The 17,516-nt window shown below is 52.1% G+C and carries 15 protein-coding genes, 2 tRNA genes and 1 pseudogene; 10 read left to right on the forward strand and 8 right to left on the reverse strand.

The genetic code is table 11. The features are described 5' to 3' along the window. The 5 genes and pseudogenes from tnpA to N512_RS0107110 all read right to left on the reverse strand — a co-directional run. A pseudogene (gene tnpA / locus N512_RS24020) lies at window positions 1-190 on the reverse strand (IS200/IS605 family transposase); the annotation flags it as partial. 189 nt (window positions 191-379) lie between these two features. Further along, window positions 380-3,082, reverse strand: coding sequence for a bifunctional acetate--CoA ligase family protein/GNAT family N-acetyltransferase (locus tag N512_RS0107095; RefSeq protein WP_028779864.1), 2,703 nt, complete (start codon window positions 3,080-3,082; stop codon window positions 380-382). A 222-nt stretch (window positions 3,083-3,304) separates the two neighbouring features. Next, window positions 3,305-3,381: transfer RNA gene (locus tag N512_RS0107100), tRNA-Val, on the reverse strand. A gap of 36 nt (window positions 3,382-3,417) precedes the next feature. Further along, window positions 3,418-3,494: transfer RNA gene (locus tag N512_RS0107105), tRNA-Val, on the reverse strand. A 138-nt stretch (window positions 3,495-3,632) separates the two neighbouring features. After that, window positions 3,633-5,009, reverse strand: a complete 1,377-nt coding sequence (locus tag N512_RS0107110) for an MATE family efflux transporter (protein ID WP_028779865.1) — start codon at window positions 5,007-5,009, stop codon at window positions 3,633-3,635. Window positions 5,010-5,042: 33 nt separating this feature from the next. Between N512_RS0107110 and N512_RS0107115 the strand changes: the two genes are divergently transcribed. Next, a complete protein-coding gene (locus tag N512_RS0107115; RefSeq protein ID WP_028779866.1) occupies window positions 5,043-5,657 on the forward strand; it encodes a riboflavin synthase in 615 nt (204 codons plus the stop codon). Between the two features lie 64 nt (window positions 5,658-5,721). On the opposite strand, the gene N512_RS0107120 is transcribed toward N512_RS0107115, so the two are convergent. After that, entirely contained in the window at window positions 5,722-5,922 is a 201-nt protein-coding gene (locus tag N512_RS0107120; protein ID WP_025009725.1) for a CPXCG motif-containing cysteine-rich protein, read from the reverse strand. Window positions 5,923-6,193: 271 nt separating this feature from the next. Between N512_RS0107120 and thrS the strand changes: the two genes are divergently transcribed. The 4 genes from thrS (at window position 6,194) to rplT (ending at window position 9,324) form a co-directional block, all read left to right on the forward strand. Continuing rightward, complete coding sequence (gene thrS / locus N512_RS0107125) at window positions 6,194-8,122, forward strand: threonine--tRNA ligase (RefSeq protein WP_028779867.1); 1,929 nt, start codon at window positions 6,194-6,196, stop codon at window positions 8,120-8,122. Window positions 8,123-8,125: 3 nt separating this feature from the next. Beyond that, window positions 8,126-8,668, forward strand: coding sequence for a translation initiation factor IF-3 (infC, locus tag N512_RS22450; protein ID WP_037436578.1), 543 nt, complete (start codon window positions 8,126-8,128; stop codon window positions 8,666-8,668). An 84-nt stretch (window positions 8,669-8,752) separates the two neighbouring features. Further along, entirely contained in the window at window positions 8,753-8,947 is a 195-nt protein-coding gene (gene rpmI, locus N512_RS0107135) for a 50S ribosomal protein L35 (RefSeq protein WP_025009728.1), read from the forward strand. A gap of 17 nt (window positions 8,948-8,964) precedes the next feature. Beyond that, window positions 8,965-9,324: a 50S ribosomal protein L20 gene (gene rplT / locus N512_RS0107140; RefSeq protein WP_025009729.1), complete on the forward strand. Its 360-nt coding sequence runs from the start codon at window positions 8,965-8,967 to the stop codon at window positions 9,322-9,324. Between the two features lie 141 nt (window positions 9,325-9,465). Here the strand turns inward: rplT and trxB are convergent, their stop codons facing one another. Then, window positions 9,466-10,419, reverse strand: a complete 954-nt coding sequence (gene trxB, locus N512_RS0107145; RefSeq protein ID WP_028779868.1) for a thioredoxin-disulfide reductase — start codon at window positions 10,417-10,419, stop codon at window positions 9,466-9,468. A gap of 142 nt (window positions 10,420-10,561) precedes the next feature. Then, a complete protein-coding gene (gene ald / locus N512_RS0107150; RefSeq protein ID WP_025009730.1) occupies window positions 10,562-11,677 on the reverse strand; it encodes an alanine dehydrogenase in 1,116 nt (371 codons plus the stop codon). 180 nt (window positions 11,678-11,857) lie between these two features. Here ald and lrp point away from each other — a divergent pair, with 180 nt between their 5' ends. The 5 genes from lrp to crcB all read left to right on the forward strand — a co-directional run bounded on the left by lrp (window position 11,858) and on the right by crcB (window position 17,512). Further along, window positions 11,858-12,361: a leucine-responsive transcriptional regulator Lrp gene (gene lrp / locus N512_RS0107155; protein ID WP_025009731.1), complete on the forward strand. Its 504-nt coding sequence runs from the start codon at window positions 11,858-11,860 to the stop codon at window positions 12,359-12,361. 210 nt (window positions 12,362-12,571) lie between these two features. Further along, window positions 12,572-15,178 (forward strand): DNA translocase FtsK, encoded by a 2,607-nt coding sequence (locus N512_RS0107160; protein ID WP_028779869.1) that lies wholly within the window; start codon window positions 12,572-12,574, stop codon window positions 15,176-15,178. Window positions 15,179-15,196: 18 nt separating this feature from the next. Further along, entirely contained in the window at window positions 15,197-15,811 is a 615-nt protein-coding gene (lolA, locus tag N512_RS0107165; RefSeq protein ID WP_028779870.1) for an outer membrane lipoprotein chaperone LolA, read from the forward strand. A 2-nt stretch (window positions 15,812-15,813) separates the two neighbouring features. Then, window positions 15,814-17,145: a replication-associated recombination protein A gene (locus tag N512_RS0107170; RefSeq protein WP_028779871.1), complete on the forward strand. Its 1,332-nt coding sequence runs from the start codon at window positions 15,814-15,816 to the stop codon at window positions 17,143-17,145. Next, window positions 17,138-17,512, forward strand: coding sequence for a fluoride efflux transporter CrcB (crcB, locus tag N512_RS0107175; RefSeq protein ID WP_025009735.1), 375 nt, complete (start codon window positions 17,138-17,140; stop codon window positions 17,510-17,512). The genes N512_RS0107170 and crcB overlap by 8 nt, the downstream gene beginning before the upstream one ends. The last annotated feature ends 4 nt before the right edge of the window (window positions 17,513-17,516 follow it).

Below are 17,516 nucleotides of genomic sequence, written 5' to 3' on the forward strand. Positions count from 1 at the left end.
TAAGTGAACATGGTCTATCTGGATATTTAGCTCTACTATCCGACACCTCTTCATGCCGCTATAGATATAAATTCCGACAAACCTCCTGCCCAACTCGGCCCTTCAAGATCCTGTGTCTATACTTTGGCTTCCATACAATGTGATACTGACAGCGATAGAAGACGTGCGATGCACTTTCATATCGGCTCATACTGCTTACTCCTTGATTTGCTGGTAACAAACCGACTCAGTATGCAGCATGGGCACTCTTCGGGCTGAGCCCCGACTTGACGATCACCACCTCCATAGGAGGTGGTTTTGGGGTGACAATCAAAAGAACCCGGCATTGGCCGGGTTCTTGGTTTTGAGGTGCGATTGTTCACCTTCAATAGGGAGGTGCTTATGTGTCCTTGCCGGCCAGTTCCATGTGCATCTTGATCAGGTGTTCTTCCATATCAAAGGTGACAGTAAAGCCAAGACTCTTGGCGAGACTGGCCATATTGCGGTTCTCGAACATGGTGAAGCCGGTTAACACCTGGGTGCCCGTGGTGCGGTAGTAGTTGATAAGCTTCTCCAGCAATAACTTACCAATACCGATCCCCTGATGGGAACTGCGAACCGCCATGGCAAATTCCGCTTCTGTGTTATCCGGATCGATAGAGGCTCGCACTGCACCCAAGGTTTCCTCTTCGCCATTTTCATCTCTTATGGTGGCGATAAACGCCATCTCACGGGCGTAATCTATTTGGGTCAGTACCGCCATTTCTTCGTGGGTCATACGCGAGCGCACCCCGAAATAGCGCTTGTATCTGTCTTCATCTGTCAGCGAGTTGTCAAAGTCCAGATGCTTGGGTTCATCTTCCGGCAGTATCGGCCGCAACATCACCTCAAGGCCGTTACGCAGTTTGGCTTTCTCTTCCAGCTCTTTGGGGTAGGGTTGAATCGCCAGTCGTCCGGCGTTATCCGTAACTTCCGGGTTCAGGCGCAGATTGACATCCAAGAGGGTAATTTTCTCGCCCGCAGCCAATACAGGATTAAGATCCAGGCTCTCGATTTCGGGGCAATCGATAATGAGCTGCGAAATCTGGGTCAACATCAGGCACAAGGCTCGCATATCCAAGCCTTGGGGCAAGTGACGATCGCGGATCTTTTGAGTCTTGAGCGCCTGGATCACCATATAACGTGCCAGTGCCATATTCAGTGGCGGCAAGGCGACAGCCGCATCCCGGGTGGGTTCCCACTCGGAGCCACCTTCACCGAGCATGATGGCTGGGCCGAACACTGGGTCGTTGATTACCGCGACTCTGAGCTCCTGTGCGCCGGCGGTCAGCGCCATCTTTTGCACTATCATGCCTTCCACCGAGGCTGCAGGGTTGGAGGCGTGCACCCGTTCGACAATGGCCGCCGCGGCCTGATTGACCTCGTTAGCCGATGTCAGATTCAGCATTACCCCGTGAACGTCCGATTTATGCAAAATATCCGGTGATTGCACTTTCAATGCCACGGGATAACCCGCCTTATCGGCAATGGCCACGGCTTCGGCCGCATCCCTGGCAAACCAGGTATCTATGGTATCCAAGCCATAGGCGTTGAGTATGTTGCGGGCATCATGGGTTTCCAGTACCCGTTTGCCCTTGGCTATGGCTTGCTGCAACAGATTTCTGGCGGTAGTGCTGTCTGTTGGGATAGTGTCAGGTATAGATTGCGGCACTTCCTGCAGCAGTTTTTGGTTACGGCGATACTCCACCATATGCATAAAGGCGCGCACGGCGCCCTCGGGTGTGCGGTAAGTTGGGATCCCCGCCTTGGAAAAGTGCTTTCGAGCCCGATAAGCGGCATCTTCACCGCTCCAGTTGGTTAAGATGCTCACCCGGTTACGTTTTGGGTGCTGTTTGACAGTTTCAATCAAGGCATCGGCTATGGTGACACTTTCGCCAAGGGCCGAAGGAGAGTGCAGTACTAGGATGGCGTCCAGCTCATCACTGTCCATTAATACCGACAGCGCCTGGCTGTAACGCTCGGCACCGGCATCACCTATGATGTCCACCGGGTTTTGCCCGGACCAGGTAGAGGGCAACAGCTGCGAGAGTTTCTCCACAGTGGTGTCGGACAACTGTGCTAGCTTGCCACCCTTGAGCACCAATTCATCCACCGCCAGCACGGCGGGACCGCCGCCATTTGATAAAATACACAGGCGCTCGCCATTGAGCGGGTTGAGGTGAGCCAGACTCTCGAGCGCTGCAAATAGCTCAACCAAGTCGGTGACCCGCAGCATACCGGCGCGGCGAAAGGCGGCCTCGTATACGGCATCATTACCGGCAATGCCACCTGTGTGCAGTTTGGCGGCATTGCCACCTTCGGCGCTTCGGCCGGATTTGATCACCAAAATAGGCTTATGCCGGGCTGCGGCTCTGGCTGCCGACAGGAAGTGGCGCTTCTCATTGACCGAATCTATGTAAAGCATGATGGCGCTGGTGCGGGAATCGCGGCCGAGAAAATCCAGCAGCTCATCGAAGTCTATGTCTGTGGCATCACCGAGGGAAATAAATGAGGAGAAGCCGATCCCTTTGTTGTTGGCCCAGTCGAGTACTGTGGTGCAGATGGCTGCAGACTGGGATACAAAGGCTATTTTGCCGGGCAGGGCACCGGCATGGGCCAGGCTGGCATTGAGTCCCTGGGGCGGCAACATCATCCCCAAACTGTTGGGGCCGAGGATCCGCATGCCGTAACGTCTGGCGTTGGCTTGAGTCTGTTCAAGCAGATTTTCGCCTTGTTCGTTTAATTCATCGGCCATACCGGAGGCCATGATGATCGCCACTTTGCAGCCAAATTGTGCCAGGGTTTCCACTATCGCAGCTACGCTGGAGGCGCGGGTACAGATGATGGCCAGGTCAGGTTTGATCGGCAAAGATTCGATATTGGGATAGGCCAACACGCCCATAACCGCGTTATACTTGGGCGTTACCGGCATAATTGGCCCGGCAAAGCCCCCCGAGAGCAGGTTTTTCATTACCACATTGCCCGCACGCTTGTCGCGATTGGACGCGCCAATGACGGCGATGGACCCAGGTTTGAACAGCGTGTGCAGAGTACGTTGGCTCATGAATTTCCCTGTCGGCAAAGGATCTTGTCTATGCTCCATGATTCCATGGCCGGTGAAAGTAAGCAATATGCAAAAAGTCGGGCTTGAATTATAAAAATATTATTCAGTAGAGGGGCTTACTCATACTGGGGAATACAGAGATGGTTACAACAGAAAATGGCAGCTCGAATAGAATAAGAGGGAAATTTTAAGCATAAAAAAACCTGCTTGAAGCAGGTTGCTTGGTACACCCGAGTGGACTCGAACCACCGACCCCTACCATGTCAAGGTAGTGCTCTAACCAGCTGAGCTACGGGTGTATTGCATGATTTTCATTTTTGGCACTCTGAAGAGAGTGGTACACCCGAGTGGACTCGAACCACCGACCCCTACCATGTCAAGGTAGTGCTCTAACCAGCTGAGCTACGGGTGTATTGCGTTTTTCAGGCTGCCGCCCTCGAACGAGCGCTATATTAAGGGCGAGCAGCCGCCAGTTGCAAGTAAAAAAACACAAATTTTTATTGAGTGGCGAATTGCTGCACAACTTGCTGTAGCTTTGATCGCATTCGGCTTAATTTGTGCTCACGTCAGAGATAACCGCGAACTGTTTGCCACTTTTCTGGATATATCTCAGACGGATAGCAAAGAGTATCGCGGCTACGGTCAAGCCGGCGATAAGCCCAATCCAGAATCCGTGTGCTCCCATGGCGGGTACCAGAAAATCGGTATACGCTAATACATAACCCAGGGTCATCCCCACAGCCCAATAAGCAAACAAGGTGATGAAAAAGGCGCTGCGGGTATCCTTGTAGCCACGAAGGGCACCGGCCGCAACCACTTGTACCGAATCTGACAACTGATATAGAGCAGCCATCAGCATCAGACTGCCTGCCAGAGTGACCACTTCTGGGTTGTCATTATAGAGCAGGGCAATCTCATACCTGAATACCACAGTCGCCACCGCGGTTAGCATGGCCAGAGAAAAGGCGATAGCCAATCCCACCTTGGTCACCAGTGCCGACACATCACTCTGACCCCGGCCTAGGTAATAACCGACCCGAATAGAAACGGCTATGCCGATGGAGAGTGGCAACATAAATACAATCGAGGAGAAATTCAGCGCAATTTGGTGCCCGGCCACGACAGTGGCACCGAGAGGCGCCAGTAACAAGGCGATCACCGCAAACAGACTAACTTCAAAGAACAGCGCCATGGCAATAGGCATGCCCAGCTTGGTCATCTCCATAATGGTGTGCAAATGGGGTTTGTGAAACGCCTTGAAGGGAGCCAACTCGCTAAAGCGTTTATGCCACTGCATATAGATGGCCATGGCCAGGAGCATGGCCCAAAACACCAAAGCGGTAGCGACACCACAGCCGGCGCCGCCCATGGCGGGCATGCCAAAGTGACCATTGATAAAGATATAGTTGGCCGGGATATTCACCGCCAGGCCGACAAAACCTATGATCATGGTCGGCAGCGTATAGGAGATCCCTTCGCTGCAGCCCCTGAGCACTTGATAGAGCACAAAGGCCGGCGCCCCCCAGAGAATGCCGTCAAGATAACCTATGGTCAGGCGCTTGAGCTCAGGCTCCAGTTCCATCCAATCCAAAATATGTGGCGCAGATGCCAGAAACAGCATCACACCCAAGGCGCCGGTTATGGCAATATAGGCAGCCTGAAAGGCAAGCGGTTGAATCGCCTTTTGGTTGTTTGCACCGTGATGATGGGCAAACATGGGAGTAAATGCCAGCAATAGGCCTTGAACGAACAGAATGGCCGGTAGCCAGAGACTGGTTCCGACAGCGACGGCTGCCATGTCGACAGCACTGACTCTGCCGGCCATCAGGGTATCGATAAACCCCATCATTGTCTGGGTAAGTTGTGCAATAAGCACAGGCAAAGCCAGTTGAACTAAGCGTTTGGCCTGAAAGCCGGTGTGATTCATGAAAGCAGCCCTAACAACTAAGCGAGTGAGAAAATGTTTACAGGTATTGTTCAAGCCAAGTGTGAAATCTTGGCGATCGAGAAAAAGCCCGGGCTAAATACCCTCGAAGTCGCTCTGCCTCCCGCCTTGCGCGAGGGATTGGAAATAGGAGCGAGTGTTGCCAACAACGGTGTTTGCCTGACGGTAACCCAGCTTGCTGATGATAGGGCGTTTTTCGACGTAATGGAAGAGACTCTGGCGGTGACTAATCTGGTCGGACTAAGGGTTGGTGACAAGGTTAACATAGAGAGGTCACTCAAGTTTGGTACCGAGCTTGGGGGTCACATTCTTTCCGGCCATGTGCATACCCAGGCGCAGTTGGTGCATCTGGATATCAGTGACAGCCATTACAATATGCAGCTGGAAGTGGCCGAAGAGTGGTTGAAGTACATCTTCTATAAGGGCTTTATCGGTATCAATGGATGTAGCCTCACCGTTGGCGAGGTCAAAGGCAATCGCTTTATGCTGCATCTCATTCCTGAGACTCTCAGACTGACCAATCTGCAGGACTATCGGGAAGGGGATTGGCTGAATATCGAAATTGACAGTCAGACCCAAACGATAGTGGATACGGTCGAGCGCGTACTAGCTCAACGACACCTGGCTTAATTGTCGCCGATACACTTCATTCGCGGCCGCACTCGTCCTATATAAGCAGCCTGAAACGGGGTTTTCAGTAGAGCTGTTCGTCATCGCCATCGACGTACAGCTCTATCATGTGCCTCTGGTCATTGATGTGCATCCGCATATGGATAGGGTTGCAACATACCCGGCAATCATTATAGAACTCCTGATCGCCGCCGCTGGCGTCGAGCTCCACCTTTTGATGGTGGCCGCAATGGGGGCAGCAGATAGTCTGACTCTTGAGTTGCATGGTTTCCTCCTTTGTCCGGTAGCGCTATGCCCTTTGGACGATAGAACCTCATATCACAACACAGTTCAAGTATAGCCCCAGGCTGTGAGCAAAAGCTTGTCCCTTGAGTGTTTTTGGGTTGCGCAGGCAAGGGCTTATCCCGTAAAATTGCCAGCCTGCCCGGCGGAGACCTTAAGGCTCCTGTACTGCCTTAACCCAAGGGCTAAACACTCTTTTTTAATTGATAACCAAGTGGCCCTACGTGTGGGTCACCACTGGACAAGGAATTTTCATGCCTGTAATTACACTTCCCGATGGGAGCAAACGCGAGTTTGCCAACCCAGTCTCTACACTCGATGTTGCTGCTGATATTGGTCCCGGTCTGGCGAAAGCCTGTATTGCCGGACGAGTCAACGGCGAGTTAAAAGATGCCTGTGATCTGATCGAAACAGATGCAGAACTGTCGATCATCACGGCCAAAGATGAAGAAGGGCTGGAAATCCTTCGTCACTCTTGCGCACACTTGTTGGGTCATGCGATCAAACAGCTGTGGCCTGAAACCAAGATGGCGATTGGTCCTGTTATCGATAACGGCTTCTACTATGACATCGACCTGGAACATAAACTGACCCAGGAAGATCTGGAGAAGCTGGAAAAACGCATGCTGGAACTGGCCAAGACCAACTATGACGTGGTCAAGCGTGTGGTCAGCTGGCAGGAAGCTCGTTATACTTTCGAGTCTCGCGGCGAGCCTTACAAGATGGCGATCCTGGATGAGAACATCAGCCGTGATGCCACTCCGGCGCTGTATCACCACGAAGAATACACAGATATGTGTCGCGGGCCCCATGTGCCCAACATGCGTTTCTGTCATTTCTTTAAGCTGATGAATGTTGCCGGTGCCTACTGGCGTGGTAACTCAGACAACAAGATGTTGCAGCGTATCTATGGTACTGCCTGGGCCGACAAGAAAGCGCTCAAGACTCACTTGACCCGTCTGGAAGAAGCGGCCAAGCGTGATCACCGTAAAATCGGCAAGCAGCTGGATCTGTACCACATGCAGGAAGAAGCCCCTGGTATGGTGTTCTGGCACAACGACGGCTGGAGCGTATTCCTTGAGCTTGAGCGTTTTATTCGCCAGAAGCTGAGCCAGTACGACTATCAGGAAGTGAAAGGTCCACTGATGATGGACCGCGTGTTGTGGGAACGTTCCGGTCACTGGGATAAATACGCCGAGGCGATGTTTACAACCAGCAGTGAGAACCGCGAATACGCCATCAAGCCGATGAACTGCCCCGGCCACGTACAGATTTTCAATCAGGGCCTCAAGTCCTATCGCGATCTGCCGCTGCGGATGGCCGAGTTCGGCTGTTGTCACCGTAACGAGCCTTCGGGCGCCTTGCACGGTCTGATGCGGGTTCGTGGTTTTACCCAGGACGATGCGCACGTATTCTGTACTGAAGAGCAGGTGCAATCCGAAGTCAGCAAGTGTATCAAGATGGTGTACGACACCTATTCCACTTTCGGCTTCAGCAATATCGTAGTTAAGCTTTCTACCCGTCCAGAGAAGCGTATCGGTGACGATGCCATGTGGGACAGGGCAGAAGAAGCTCTGAAACAAGCGCTGCGCAGCAACGATATCGAATTTGAAATACTGCCAGGTGAAGGTGCCTTCTACGGCCCTAAAATCGAATTCACTCTGCATGACTGCCTGGATCGCGCCTGGCAGTGCGGTACAGTGCAGCTCGATTACGCCTTACCGGGGCGCCTGGGCGCGACTTATGTCGCCGAAGACAACAGCCGTCAGACTCCTGTGATGATCCACCGTGCGATTTTGGGCTCTTTGGAGCGATTCCTCGGTATCCTCATCGAAGAGTTCGCGGGCCGCTTCCCAACCTGGCTGGCTCCTATGCAGGTTGTTGTTATGAACATAACAGACAAACAAGCTGATTATGTTGAAGAAGTAGTCGAATTCTTCAAGGAACAGGGCATACGCGCCTCTAAAGACTTGAGGAATGAAAAAATAGGCTTTAAAATACGCGAGCACACTTTGAGGCGGGTTCCTTATTTGCTGGTCATAGGTGATCAGGAGATGGAAAATCGGGAAGTCGCTGTGCGTACCCGAGACGGGGTGGACTTAGGCAAGATGCGAATCGATGATTTCGCCGCTAAGGTCAAGCAACAAATTTCACTCCGTAGTCTTGAATTGTTGGAGGATTAGGTCATAAAGATCAAAAAATCAGCAGGCCGTCAGGCGGCCCCGAATAGAATCAATGAAGAAATTACCGGCGTACCAGAGGTACGTTTGAATGGCGTGGATGGTGAAGCCATTGGTATCGTCAGCATCAAAGAGGCTCAGGAAGTAGCCGATGAGGCAGGTCTGGATCTGGTTGAGATCAGTCCTAATGCTGAGCCGCCTGTATGCCGTATCATGGACTACGGTAAATATCTGTTCGACAAGGCAAAAGCCCAGAAAGAACAGAAGAAGAAGCAGAAACAGATCCAGGTGAAGGAAGTTAAATTCCGCCCTGGTACTGATGAAAACGACTATCAGGTAAAACTACGCAACCTGATTCGTTTTCTGGAAGATGGAGACAAAGCGAAAGTTACGCTGCGTTTCCGCGGACGCGAAATGGCACACCAGAACCTGGGTATGGATCTTCTGAACCGTATCAAGGGCGATCTGGAAGAGTATGCGGTTGTTGAATCTTTCCCGAAAATGGAAGGTCGACAAGCCATCATGGTGCTGGCGCCCAAGAAGAAATAGCAGGGCAATCCTGAAAAGTAGCAAAGGTCTACGGGCCTTTGCTCGCCTTGCGTTTTATTAATGTCCCAATGCGGAGTTTTAGTAATGCCTAAAATGAAAACCGACAAGGGTGTAGCGAAGCGTTTTAAGAAAACCGCCAATGGTTTCAAGCGTAAGCAAGCCCATCTGCGTCACATCCTGACCAAGAAGAGCACCAAGCGTAAGCGTCATCTGCGCGCCAAGTGTTTAGTTGCCAAAGCTGACGTGCCTATGATCGCACGCCAACTGCCATACGCTTAATTAGGAGGAATTGAAAAATGCCAAGAGTTAAGCGTGGTGTAACTGCACGAGCTCGTCACAAGAAAGTTCTTAAACTTGCCAAAGGTTACTACGGTGCCCGTTCACGTACTTTCCGTGTAGCGGTACAGGCCGTAACCAAAGCAGGTCAATATGCTTACCGTGACCGTCGCCAGAAGAAACGTCAATTCCGTCAACTGTGGATTGCACGTATCAATGCGGCTTCTCGTCAGAATGGTCTTTCATACAGCCGTTTCATCAACGGTCTGAAAAAGGCGTCTATCGAAATCGATCGTAAGATTTTGGCAGACATCGCTGTATTCGACAAAGTAGTGTTTGCTACTCTGGTAGAAAAAGCGAAGGAAGCACTGGCAAACTAATCTCTCAGGAGATAAGTTGTAGTTGCTGTTAAAAAGGGACCTAAGGTCCCTTTTTTCATACCTGTGATTTGCCTATGTTTTAATGCCTCAGACAAAAAAGCCAGTCATCAATGACTGGCTTTTTCAGTATATCGGCAGAGCTTATTTCTGGGCATCCAGGAAGCGCTCGGCATCCAGAGCCGCCATACAACCGGTTCCGGCTGAGGTGATGGCCTGACGGTAGTGCTGATCCATCACATCGCCGGCGGCGAATACGCCTTTGACGCTGGTCTGGGTGGCATTGCCGTTGAGGCCGCTTTCGACCTTGATATAACCGCCATTCATCTCCAACTGGCCTTCGAAAATACCTGTGTTGGGGCTGTGGCCAATGGCGACAAACACCCCGGCCACTTCCAAATCGGAAATACTGCCGTCTTTGGTGCTCTTCATCTTGAGTCCGGTCACGCCCATGGCATCGCCGGTCACTTCATCCAATGTCTTGTCCAGGTGCAGAATTATGTTGCCGTTTTCGACTTTGTCCATCAGACGATCGATAAGAATCTTCTCAGAGCGGAAGGTATCGCGGCGATGGATCAGGTGTACTTCGGCAGCTATGTTGGAAAGATAGAGTGCTTCTTCAACAGCCGTGTTACCACCACCGATGACAGCCACTTTCTGATTGCGATAGAAGAAACCGTCACAGGTGGCACAAGCAGATACACCACGACCCTTGAAGGCTTCTTCAGATGGCAGACCAAGGTACTTGGCGGATGCGCCTGTGGCTATGATCAGCGCATCACAGGTGTACTCACCGTTGTCACCTTTCAAGGTGAAAGGGCGCTGTTGCAGGTCCACTTCATTGATATGGTCGAAGATAATTTCGGTATCGAATTTCTCGGCATGCTTTTGCATCCGTTCCATAAGCGCAGGACCTGTCAGGCCTTCGGCATCGCCGGGCCAGTTTTCGACTTCGGTCGTAGTGGTTAACTGGCCACCCTGCTGGATACCTGTGATCATCACAGGCTTGAGATTGGCGCGGGCAGCATAAACGGCTGCGGTATAGCCTGCGGGGCCTGATCCCAGGATCAAAAGATTACAATGTTTGGCTTGGCTCATTTTATTCTCCGTGCCTTGGCAAATTGCAGCGATTGTAGGTAATTTACCCCTAAGGGTAAAGCGCCAGGAATAGAATCTTCAAGATTGACTTAATCGAAAAAAAGGAGCCCAGAGGCTCCTTTAAAGCGATTAGTTGATTTGCTTACTGTAACAGTTCGCTGGCAGCGGTATAAGCCATATTGTGGGCTTCTGCGACTTCTTTACAGGTGATCTTACCGTGCATCACGTTAAGACCATTCAGCAAGTGCTTGTCAGACAAGAGCGCGTCGCGGTAACCCAGACGGGCCAGCTTGAGAATGTAGGGTAGGGTAGCGTTGTTCAGGGCAAAGGTGGAAGTACGTGCCACGGCGCCCGGCATATTGGCTACACAGTAATGCACTACATCATCGACGATATAGGTAGGATCCTGGTGAGTTGTGGCATGAGAGGTTTCCACACAGCCCCCCTGATCTATGGCGACATCCACTATGGCGGCCCCAGGCTTCATCTTCTTGATGTGCTCACGGGTAACCAGCTTGGGCGCTGCCGCGCCGGGGATCAACACGCCACCTATGACCAGATCGGCCTGCAATACATGCTTTTCAATGGCATCGGCCGTCGAGTAGATAGCCTTGACCTTGGAGCCGAACTGAACATTCAAACGACGCAGCGCGTCGATGGAGCGATCAAGCACCACTACATCGGCACCCATGCCCACCGCCATTTGCGCCGCATTGGTACCTACCATGCCGCCGCCGATAATCACAACTTTAGCCGGTTCAACTCCGGGGACACCACCGAGCAACATGCCCAGACCGCCCATGGATTTTTCCAGCGCCATGGCACCGGCTTGGATGGACATGCGTCCGGCCACTTCTGACATGGGGGCCAGCAAAGGCAAGCCACCACGGTCATCGGTAACAGTTTCATAAGCGATACAAACAGCGCCGCTGTTGACCAGTTCTTCAGTTTGGGGCAGATCGGGGGCAAGGTGCAGATAGGTAAAGAGGATCTGGTCATGGCGCAGCATGGCACGTTCTACGGCCTGTGGCTCTTTGACTTTGACTATCATCTCAGCCTTGGCAAAAACCTCGGCGGCCGTGTCCAGAATAGACGCCCCGGCATCGATATAGTCCTGATCGGTAAACCCAATCCCATTACCAGCATTCGTTTCGATAAAAACCTGATGACCATGCATAGTCAATTCGCGTACGCTGGAAGGTACCATACCCACACGATACTCATGGTTTTTGATTTCCTTTGGAACACCAATTATCATTTTCGAGCCTCAATATACTAAAAAACCCACTTTTAATGGGCATAATTGTTATTTTATAGTGACCTGAACGTGATCAATTCAGGAAAGTCTAGTATAGTATTGCCCGGGCAGATTATGCTGCTAAACTTCCGACATACGCAAAATTAAATGTTGTTTTAGTGATAAAACAAGGTTAAAAATATGGTAAATAATAAAAAGAGTCCTGTAAAAGACTTGGATCGTATCGATCGTAACATTCTTAATGAACTGCAAATTGACGGTCGCATTTCCAACGTTGAGCTTTCCAAACGTGTTGGTTTGAGTCCAACTCCCTGCCTTGAACGCGTCAAGCGTCTCGAAAAACAAGGTTACATTAACGGCTATACCGCACTGGTTAACCCGCACTTTTTGGGCGCATCCTTGTTGGTATTTGTCGAGATCACCCTCAACCGGGATACTCCGGAAGTCTTCGATAAGTTTAATCGCGCCGTGCAGCTTTTGGATGATATTCAGGAGTGCCACCTGGTATCGGGCGATTTCGATTATCTGCTGAAGACACGGGTATCCGATATGTCTGCCTATCGTAAATTGCTGGGCGAAACCTTGCTGAAGCTGCCTTCAGTGTCCGACACCCGTACCTACGTGGTGATGGAAGAGGTGAAGCAGACCAGCAAAGTGGCCATCAGTATTTCTGCTGAAGCCTAAACCTCGATTGTTAATGAGGGTAAAAGGGAGCCACAATGGCTCCTTTTTTGATCTAGGTTGTTTACTTTTTATCCCAGGCGGCGAGGCAGCGTAAAAAAATGCCGCTATCCACTTGCTTTTAGAGGCTTTCGAAGGCTTATTCGCTGCACATTCAGGTTGATTCTGGTATCTTAAATCCATCTGTTTTTCGTTTGCTTATGGAAATCGCATTTGTCTCAGGGAAATAGCATCAGAACCCTCAGCGGCCTGCAACGTCTGCTGGAAGGGGGGCTTATTCTGTGCTGCATGGTCGCCATCTATATATTGTTGGCGCTGGGCAGCTTTCATCCCGGTGATCCGGGCTGGAGTCAGTCTAACTATCAAGGGGAGATCGAAAATGTCACCGGTGCCGTAGGTGCCTGGCTGGCCGATGTCCTGTTCTATTTCTTTGGCTATACCGCCTATCTTATTCCGATCATCATTGCCGGAACCGGTTGGTTGATCTTCAGGCGTGCCCACAGACTGCTGGAAGTGGATTACTTCTCGGTCGGCTTGCGCCTGATTGGCTTTCTGTTGATGGTGCTGAGTCTGGCAGCCTTGGCCAGTATGAATGCCGGCGATATCTATGAATTTTCTGCCGGTGGTGTGGCCGGGGATGTAATAGCTCAGGCTATGCTGCCTTACTTCAACCAGTTGGGTACCACACTGCTGCTGCTTTGCTTTGTCGGCGCGGGTTTTACCCTGCTAACGGGAATAAGCTGGCTTACCATAGTCGAGCTCACCGGCTTGGCAACTATCTGGTGTTTTCGCAAGCTCAAGCAGTTGCCTGCACGTCTGTCAGGCCCGAAAGAAACCGAAGATACCCGCGGTTTTATGTCGGTAGTGGACAAGTTCCGTCGCGAGCGCGATGAAGTTGAACCGGAAGAAGTGCTCGAGGAGGATGACGATGAAGAGGTTATTGAAGCCCCCGTTAAGAAACCCGGGCTGCTGAGTCGTTTCCGTAAAAAGGATAAGCAAGTTCAAGAGAGTGAAGCGGCGATTGCCGATGACAAAGCCGACATAGAGCCTAAGCGTCAGGGCAGGGTAGAGCCGGTGCTTTCTGCAGGTGTTGCCGGAAGTGCGACTGCCAAGGCTGCGGGCATTTCTTCGGACAATGCCGAAGACACGCCACCTTGGCAAGATGAAGCAGAAGGAAGCGAGACTATCGACTTTGATAAGCGGGTCTCAACCGGTGCCATCAGCCATAAAGAGCGGCAATTGAAGGCCCAGAAGGCCAGAGTCGAAAACGGCATTATCATTTTGCCCGGTGAAGAGGGCACTTCCAAAGAACGTAAGCAACCTATGGATCCCTTGCCGAGCATCTCGCTGTTGGATGTGCCTAATCGCAAGAAAAACCCTATCAGTGAAGAAGAGCTGGATCAGGTAGCGCGTTTGGTGGAAAGCAAACTTGCAGACTTCAACATTACCGCGCAAGTGGTTGGTGTCTATCCAGGTCCTGTGATTACCCGCTTTGAGCTGGACTTGGCCCCTGGGGTCAAGGCTTCAAAAATCTCTAACCTATCCAAAGATTTGGCGCGTTCGCTGCTGGCTGAAAGCGTGCGGGTGGTTGAGGTTATTCCGGGTAAGGCCTATGTGGGGCTGGAACTGCCCAACAAGTTCCGCGAAACCGTATTCATGCGGGATGTGCTCGATTGTCAGGCGTTCAAGGACAGTAAATCCAATCTCACCATGGTGCTGGGACAAGACATTGCGGGCGATCCGGTCGTGGTGGATTTGGCCAAGATGCCTCACCTTTTGGTGGCAGGTACCACAGGCTCGGGTAAGTCGGTTGGGGTTAACGTGATGATCACCAGTCTGCTGTATAAGTCCGGCCCCGAAGATGTGCGCTTTATTATGATAGATCCCAAGATGCTGGAGCTTTCTGTCTATGAAGGTATTCCGCACCTCTTGTGTGAAGTGGTCACGGATATGAAAGAGGCCGCCAATGCACTGCGTTGGTGTGTTGGCGAGATGGAGCGGCGTTACAAACTGATGTCGGCGCTCGGGGTACGTAACCTCAAGGGCTTCAACGCCAAAATCGCCGAGGCCAAGGCTGCCGGCGAGCCGATTTACGATCCTATGTGGAAGTCCAATGAAAGCATGGAAGATACGGCGCCTGAGCTCGACAAGTTGCCCTCTATCGTGGTTGTAGTGGACGAATTTGCCGACATGATGATGATAGTCGGCAAGAAGGTGGAAGAGCTGATTGCCCGTATCGCCCAGAAAGCCCGCGCCGCCGGTATTCACCTTATTCTGGCAACCCAGCGCCCGTCTGTGGATGTGATAACAGGCCTTATCAAGGCCAACATCCCCACTCGAATCGCTTTCCAGGTTTCTTCCCGTATCGACTCGCGCACCATTTTGGATCAGCAGGGCGCCGAAACCTTGCTGGGGATGGGCGATATGCTCTATCTGCCCCCGGGTACCGGCGTGCCTAACCGGGTTCACGGCGCCTTTGTGGACGATCACGAAGTGCATGCCGTAGTTGCCGATTGGCATGCCCGCGGTAAGCCTCAGTATATTGATGAAATACTTCAGGGTGCCAGCGACGGCGAGCAGGTGTTGCTGCCCGGTGAAGCACCAGAAGGCGGCGATGATGAGCTGGATGCACTCTACGATGAGGCCGTTGCTTTTGTTACCGAAACCCGCCGCGGCTCTATCTCCAGTGTGCAGCGTAAGTTCAAGATAGGCTATAACCGTGCCGCCCGCATCATAGAGCAGATGGAGCTTCAAGGGGTGGTCAGTGCCCAGGGGCATAATGGTAACCGCGAAGTATTGGCTCCACCACCGCCAAGATAAGACAGATTTGAGGTATAGATGAATAAAAGCATTATGTTTCTTGCTCTGGCCGTCAGCCTACCTGTAATGGCCGATGATGCCGGTGTGCTCAGAGAAAAGCTGGATGCTATCGCCGGCTTGAAAGCCGACTTCCAACAGCAAGTCACAGATATCAATGGCAAGCTTATTCAGCAAGGCAGTGGCGAGCTCGCCTTGGCGCAGCCGAATCAGTTTTACTGGCATCTGCAGCAGCCGGATGAATCTGTGATAGTCGCAGATGGCAAAGATGTTTGGATTTATAACCCGTTCGCCGAGGAAGTGAGCGTACTGGCGCTGGAAAATGCTATTGCCGCTTCGCCCATGACGCTTTTGGTGCGCCGCGACGAGGCCAGTTGGGCTCGCTATAACATCACTCTGGACAAAGAGTGTTTCCAGATAGCACCCAAAACAGAAGAGGCCGGAGTACAACAGGTCAGCGTCTGTTTCAACGATGACACTTTGACCCAACTGGCACTGAAAGACACTCAGGGTAATCTCAGTCAGTTCAAACTGAGTGGACAAAAGCCGCTGACAGATAGCGACAAGACACTGTTCCAATTTGAGGTTCCCGAAGGCGTTTCCATTGACGATCAGCGCCCGGGGCAGGAAGGTTAATCTTGTCCAGCCTGAGCTTTGATTTTGCCCCCGACTTTCGGCCCCTGGCTGCAAGAATGCGCCCGGCGACGCTGGAGCAGTACGTCGGCCAGCAGCATCTGTTGGGACCTGGGCAACCGCTGAGACTGGCACTGGAGGCCGGCAAGGCTCATTCCATGATGTTCTGGGGGCCGCCGGGAACCGGCAAGACTACGCTTGCTGAACTGATAGCTCATTATGCCAACGCCCATGTGGAGCGAATATCTGCGGTCACATCCGGGGTGAAAGAGATCCGCTCGGCGATAGAACATGCCAAAAATGTGGCGCAATCGCGTGGCCAGCGCACCTTGCTGTTTGTCGATGAGGTGCACAGATTCAACAAGAGCCAGCAGGATGCCTTTCTGCCTTTTATTGAAGATGGCACAGTGATTTTTATCGGCGCCACCACAGAAAACCCTTCGTTTGAAATCAATAACGCCTTGCTCTCCAGAGTGCGGGTATATCTGATTAAGCGTCTCGATGAAGCCGAGATTGCAACCATAGTGACCCAGGCCCTCACTGATGAAGAGCGTGGCCTTGGCAAACGCCGATTACAGATGCCGCCGGAGCTGATGGCCAAGTTGGCGACACTCGCCGATGGCGATGCCCGCAAGGTTCTCAACCTGGTGGAGCTGATGAGTGACATGCTGCCGGATGGCGGTAGTTTTACCGAAGCCATGCTGGTGCAGGTGGCCGGTGAGCAGTTGGCAGGGTTCGATAAGAATGGCGATCAGTATTACGACCTGATCTCAGCCGTGCACAAATCGATTCGCGGCTCGGCGCCGGATGCGGCGCTCTATTGGTTTTGTCGCATGCTGGAAGGGGGCTGCGATCCCCTGTATGTCGCAAGACGCCTGTTGGCGATAGCCTCTGAAGATGTGGGGAATGCCGACCCTACAGCGATGACAGTCGCCCTCAACGCCTGGGACTGTTTTCACCGGGTCGGTCCGGCAGAGGGCGAGCGCGCCATAGCGCAGGCGATTGTTTATCTGGCCTCGGCGCCCAAGAGCAATGCAGTGTACACAGCCTTTAAGGCGGCCAGACAACTGGCCCGGGAAACCGGCCAGCAGCCTGTACCCATGCACTTGAGAAACGCGCCGACCGAGCTGATGAAATCCATCGGCGCAGGTGAGGGCTATCGTTATGCCCACGATGAGGCCAATGCCTACGCCGCCGGCGAATGTTATTTCCCCGAAGCCTTGGCTGATAGCCGTTTTTATTATCCGACCGAGCGGGGGTTTGAGAAACGGATCCGCGATAAGTTGGCGCAGCTTTGCCAACTCGACAGTCAAAGTGAGAACAAAAGGTATGATTAATCTGACCGTTGTTGCCCTTGGTGGTGCAACCGGCGCAGTTTTGCGCTACCTGATATCGATATTTGTGCTCCAGCTATTTGGCAGTGGTTTTCCTTTTGGTACACTGGCTGTTAATGTACTTGGCTCATTTCTGATGGGGATGATCTATGCACTGGGGGAACTCAGTCATATCAGCCCTGAGATCAAGGCGCTGGTCGGTGTCGGATTTCTTGGTGCACTGACAACCTTCTCGACTTTCTCAAATGAAACCTTACTGCTGATTCAGGGAGGTGAGTTGCTAAAGGCATTTCTGAATGTGGCGTTGAACCTGGGGCTGTGCCTGGCCATGGTTTACCTGGGACAACAGCTGATTTTTTCACGTGTATAACTGA

Source organism: Shewanella sp. 38A_GOM-205m (assembly GCF_000518445.1).
Taxonomy (GTDB): Bacteria; Pseudomonadota; Gammaproteobacteria; order Enterobacterales; family Shewanellaceae; genus Shewanella; species Shewanella algae.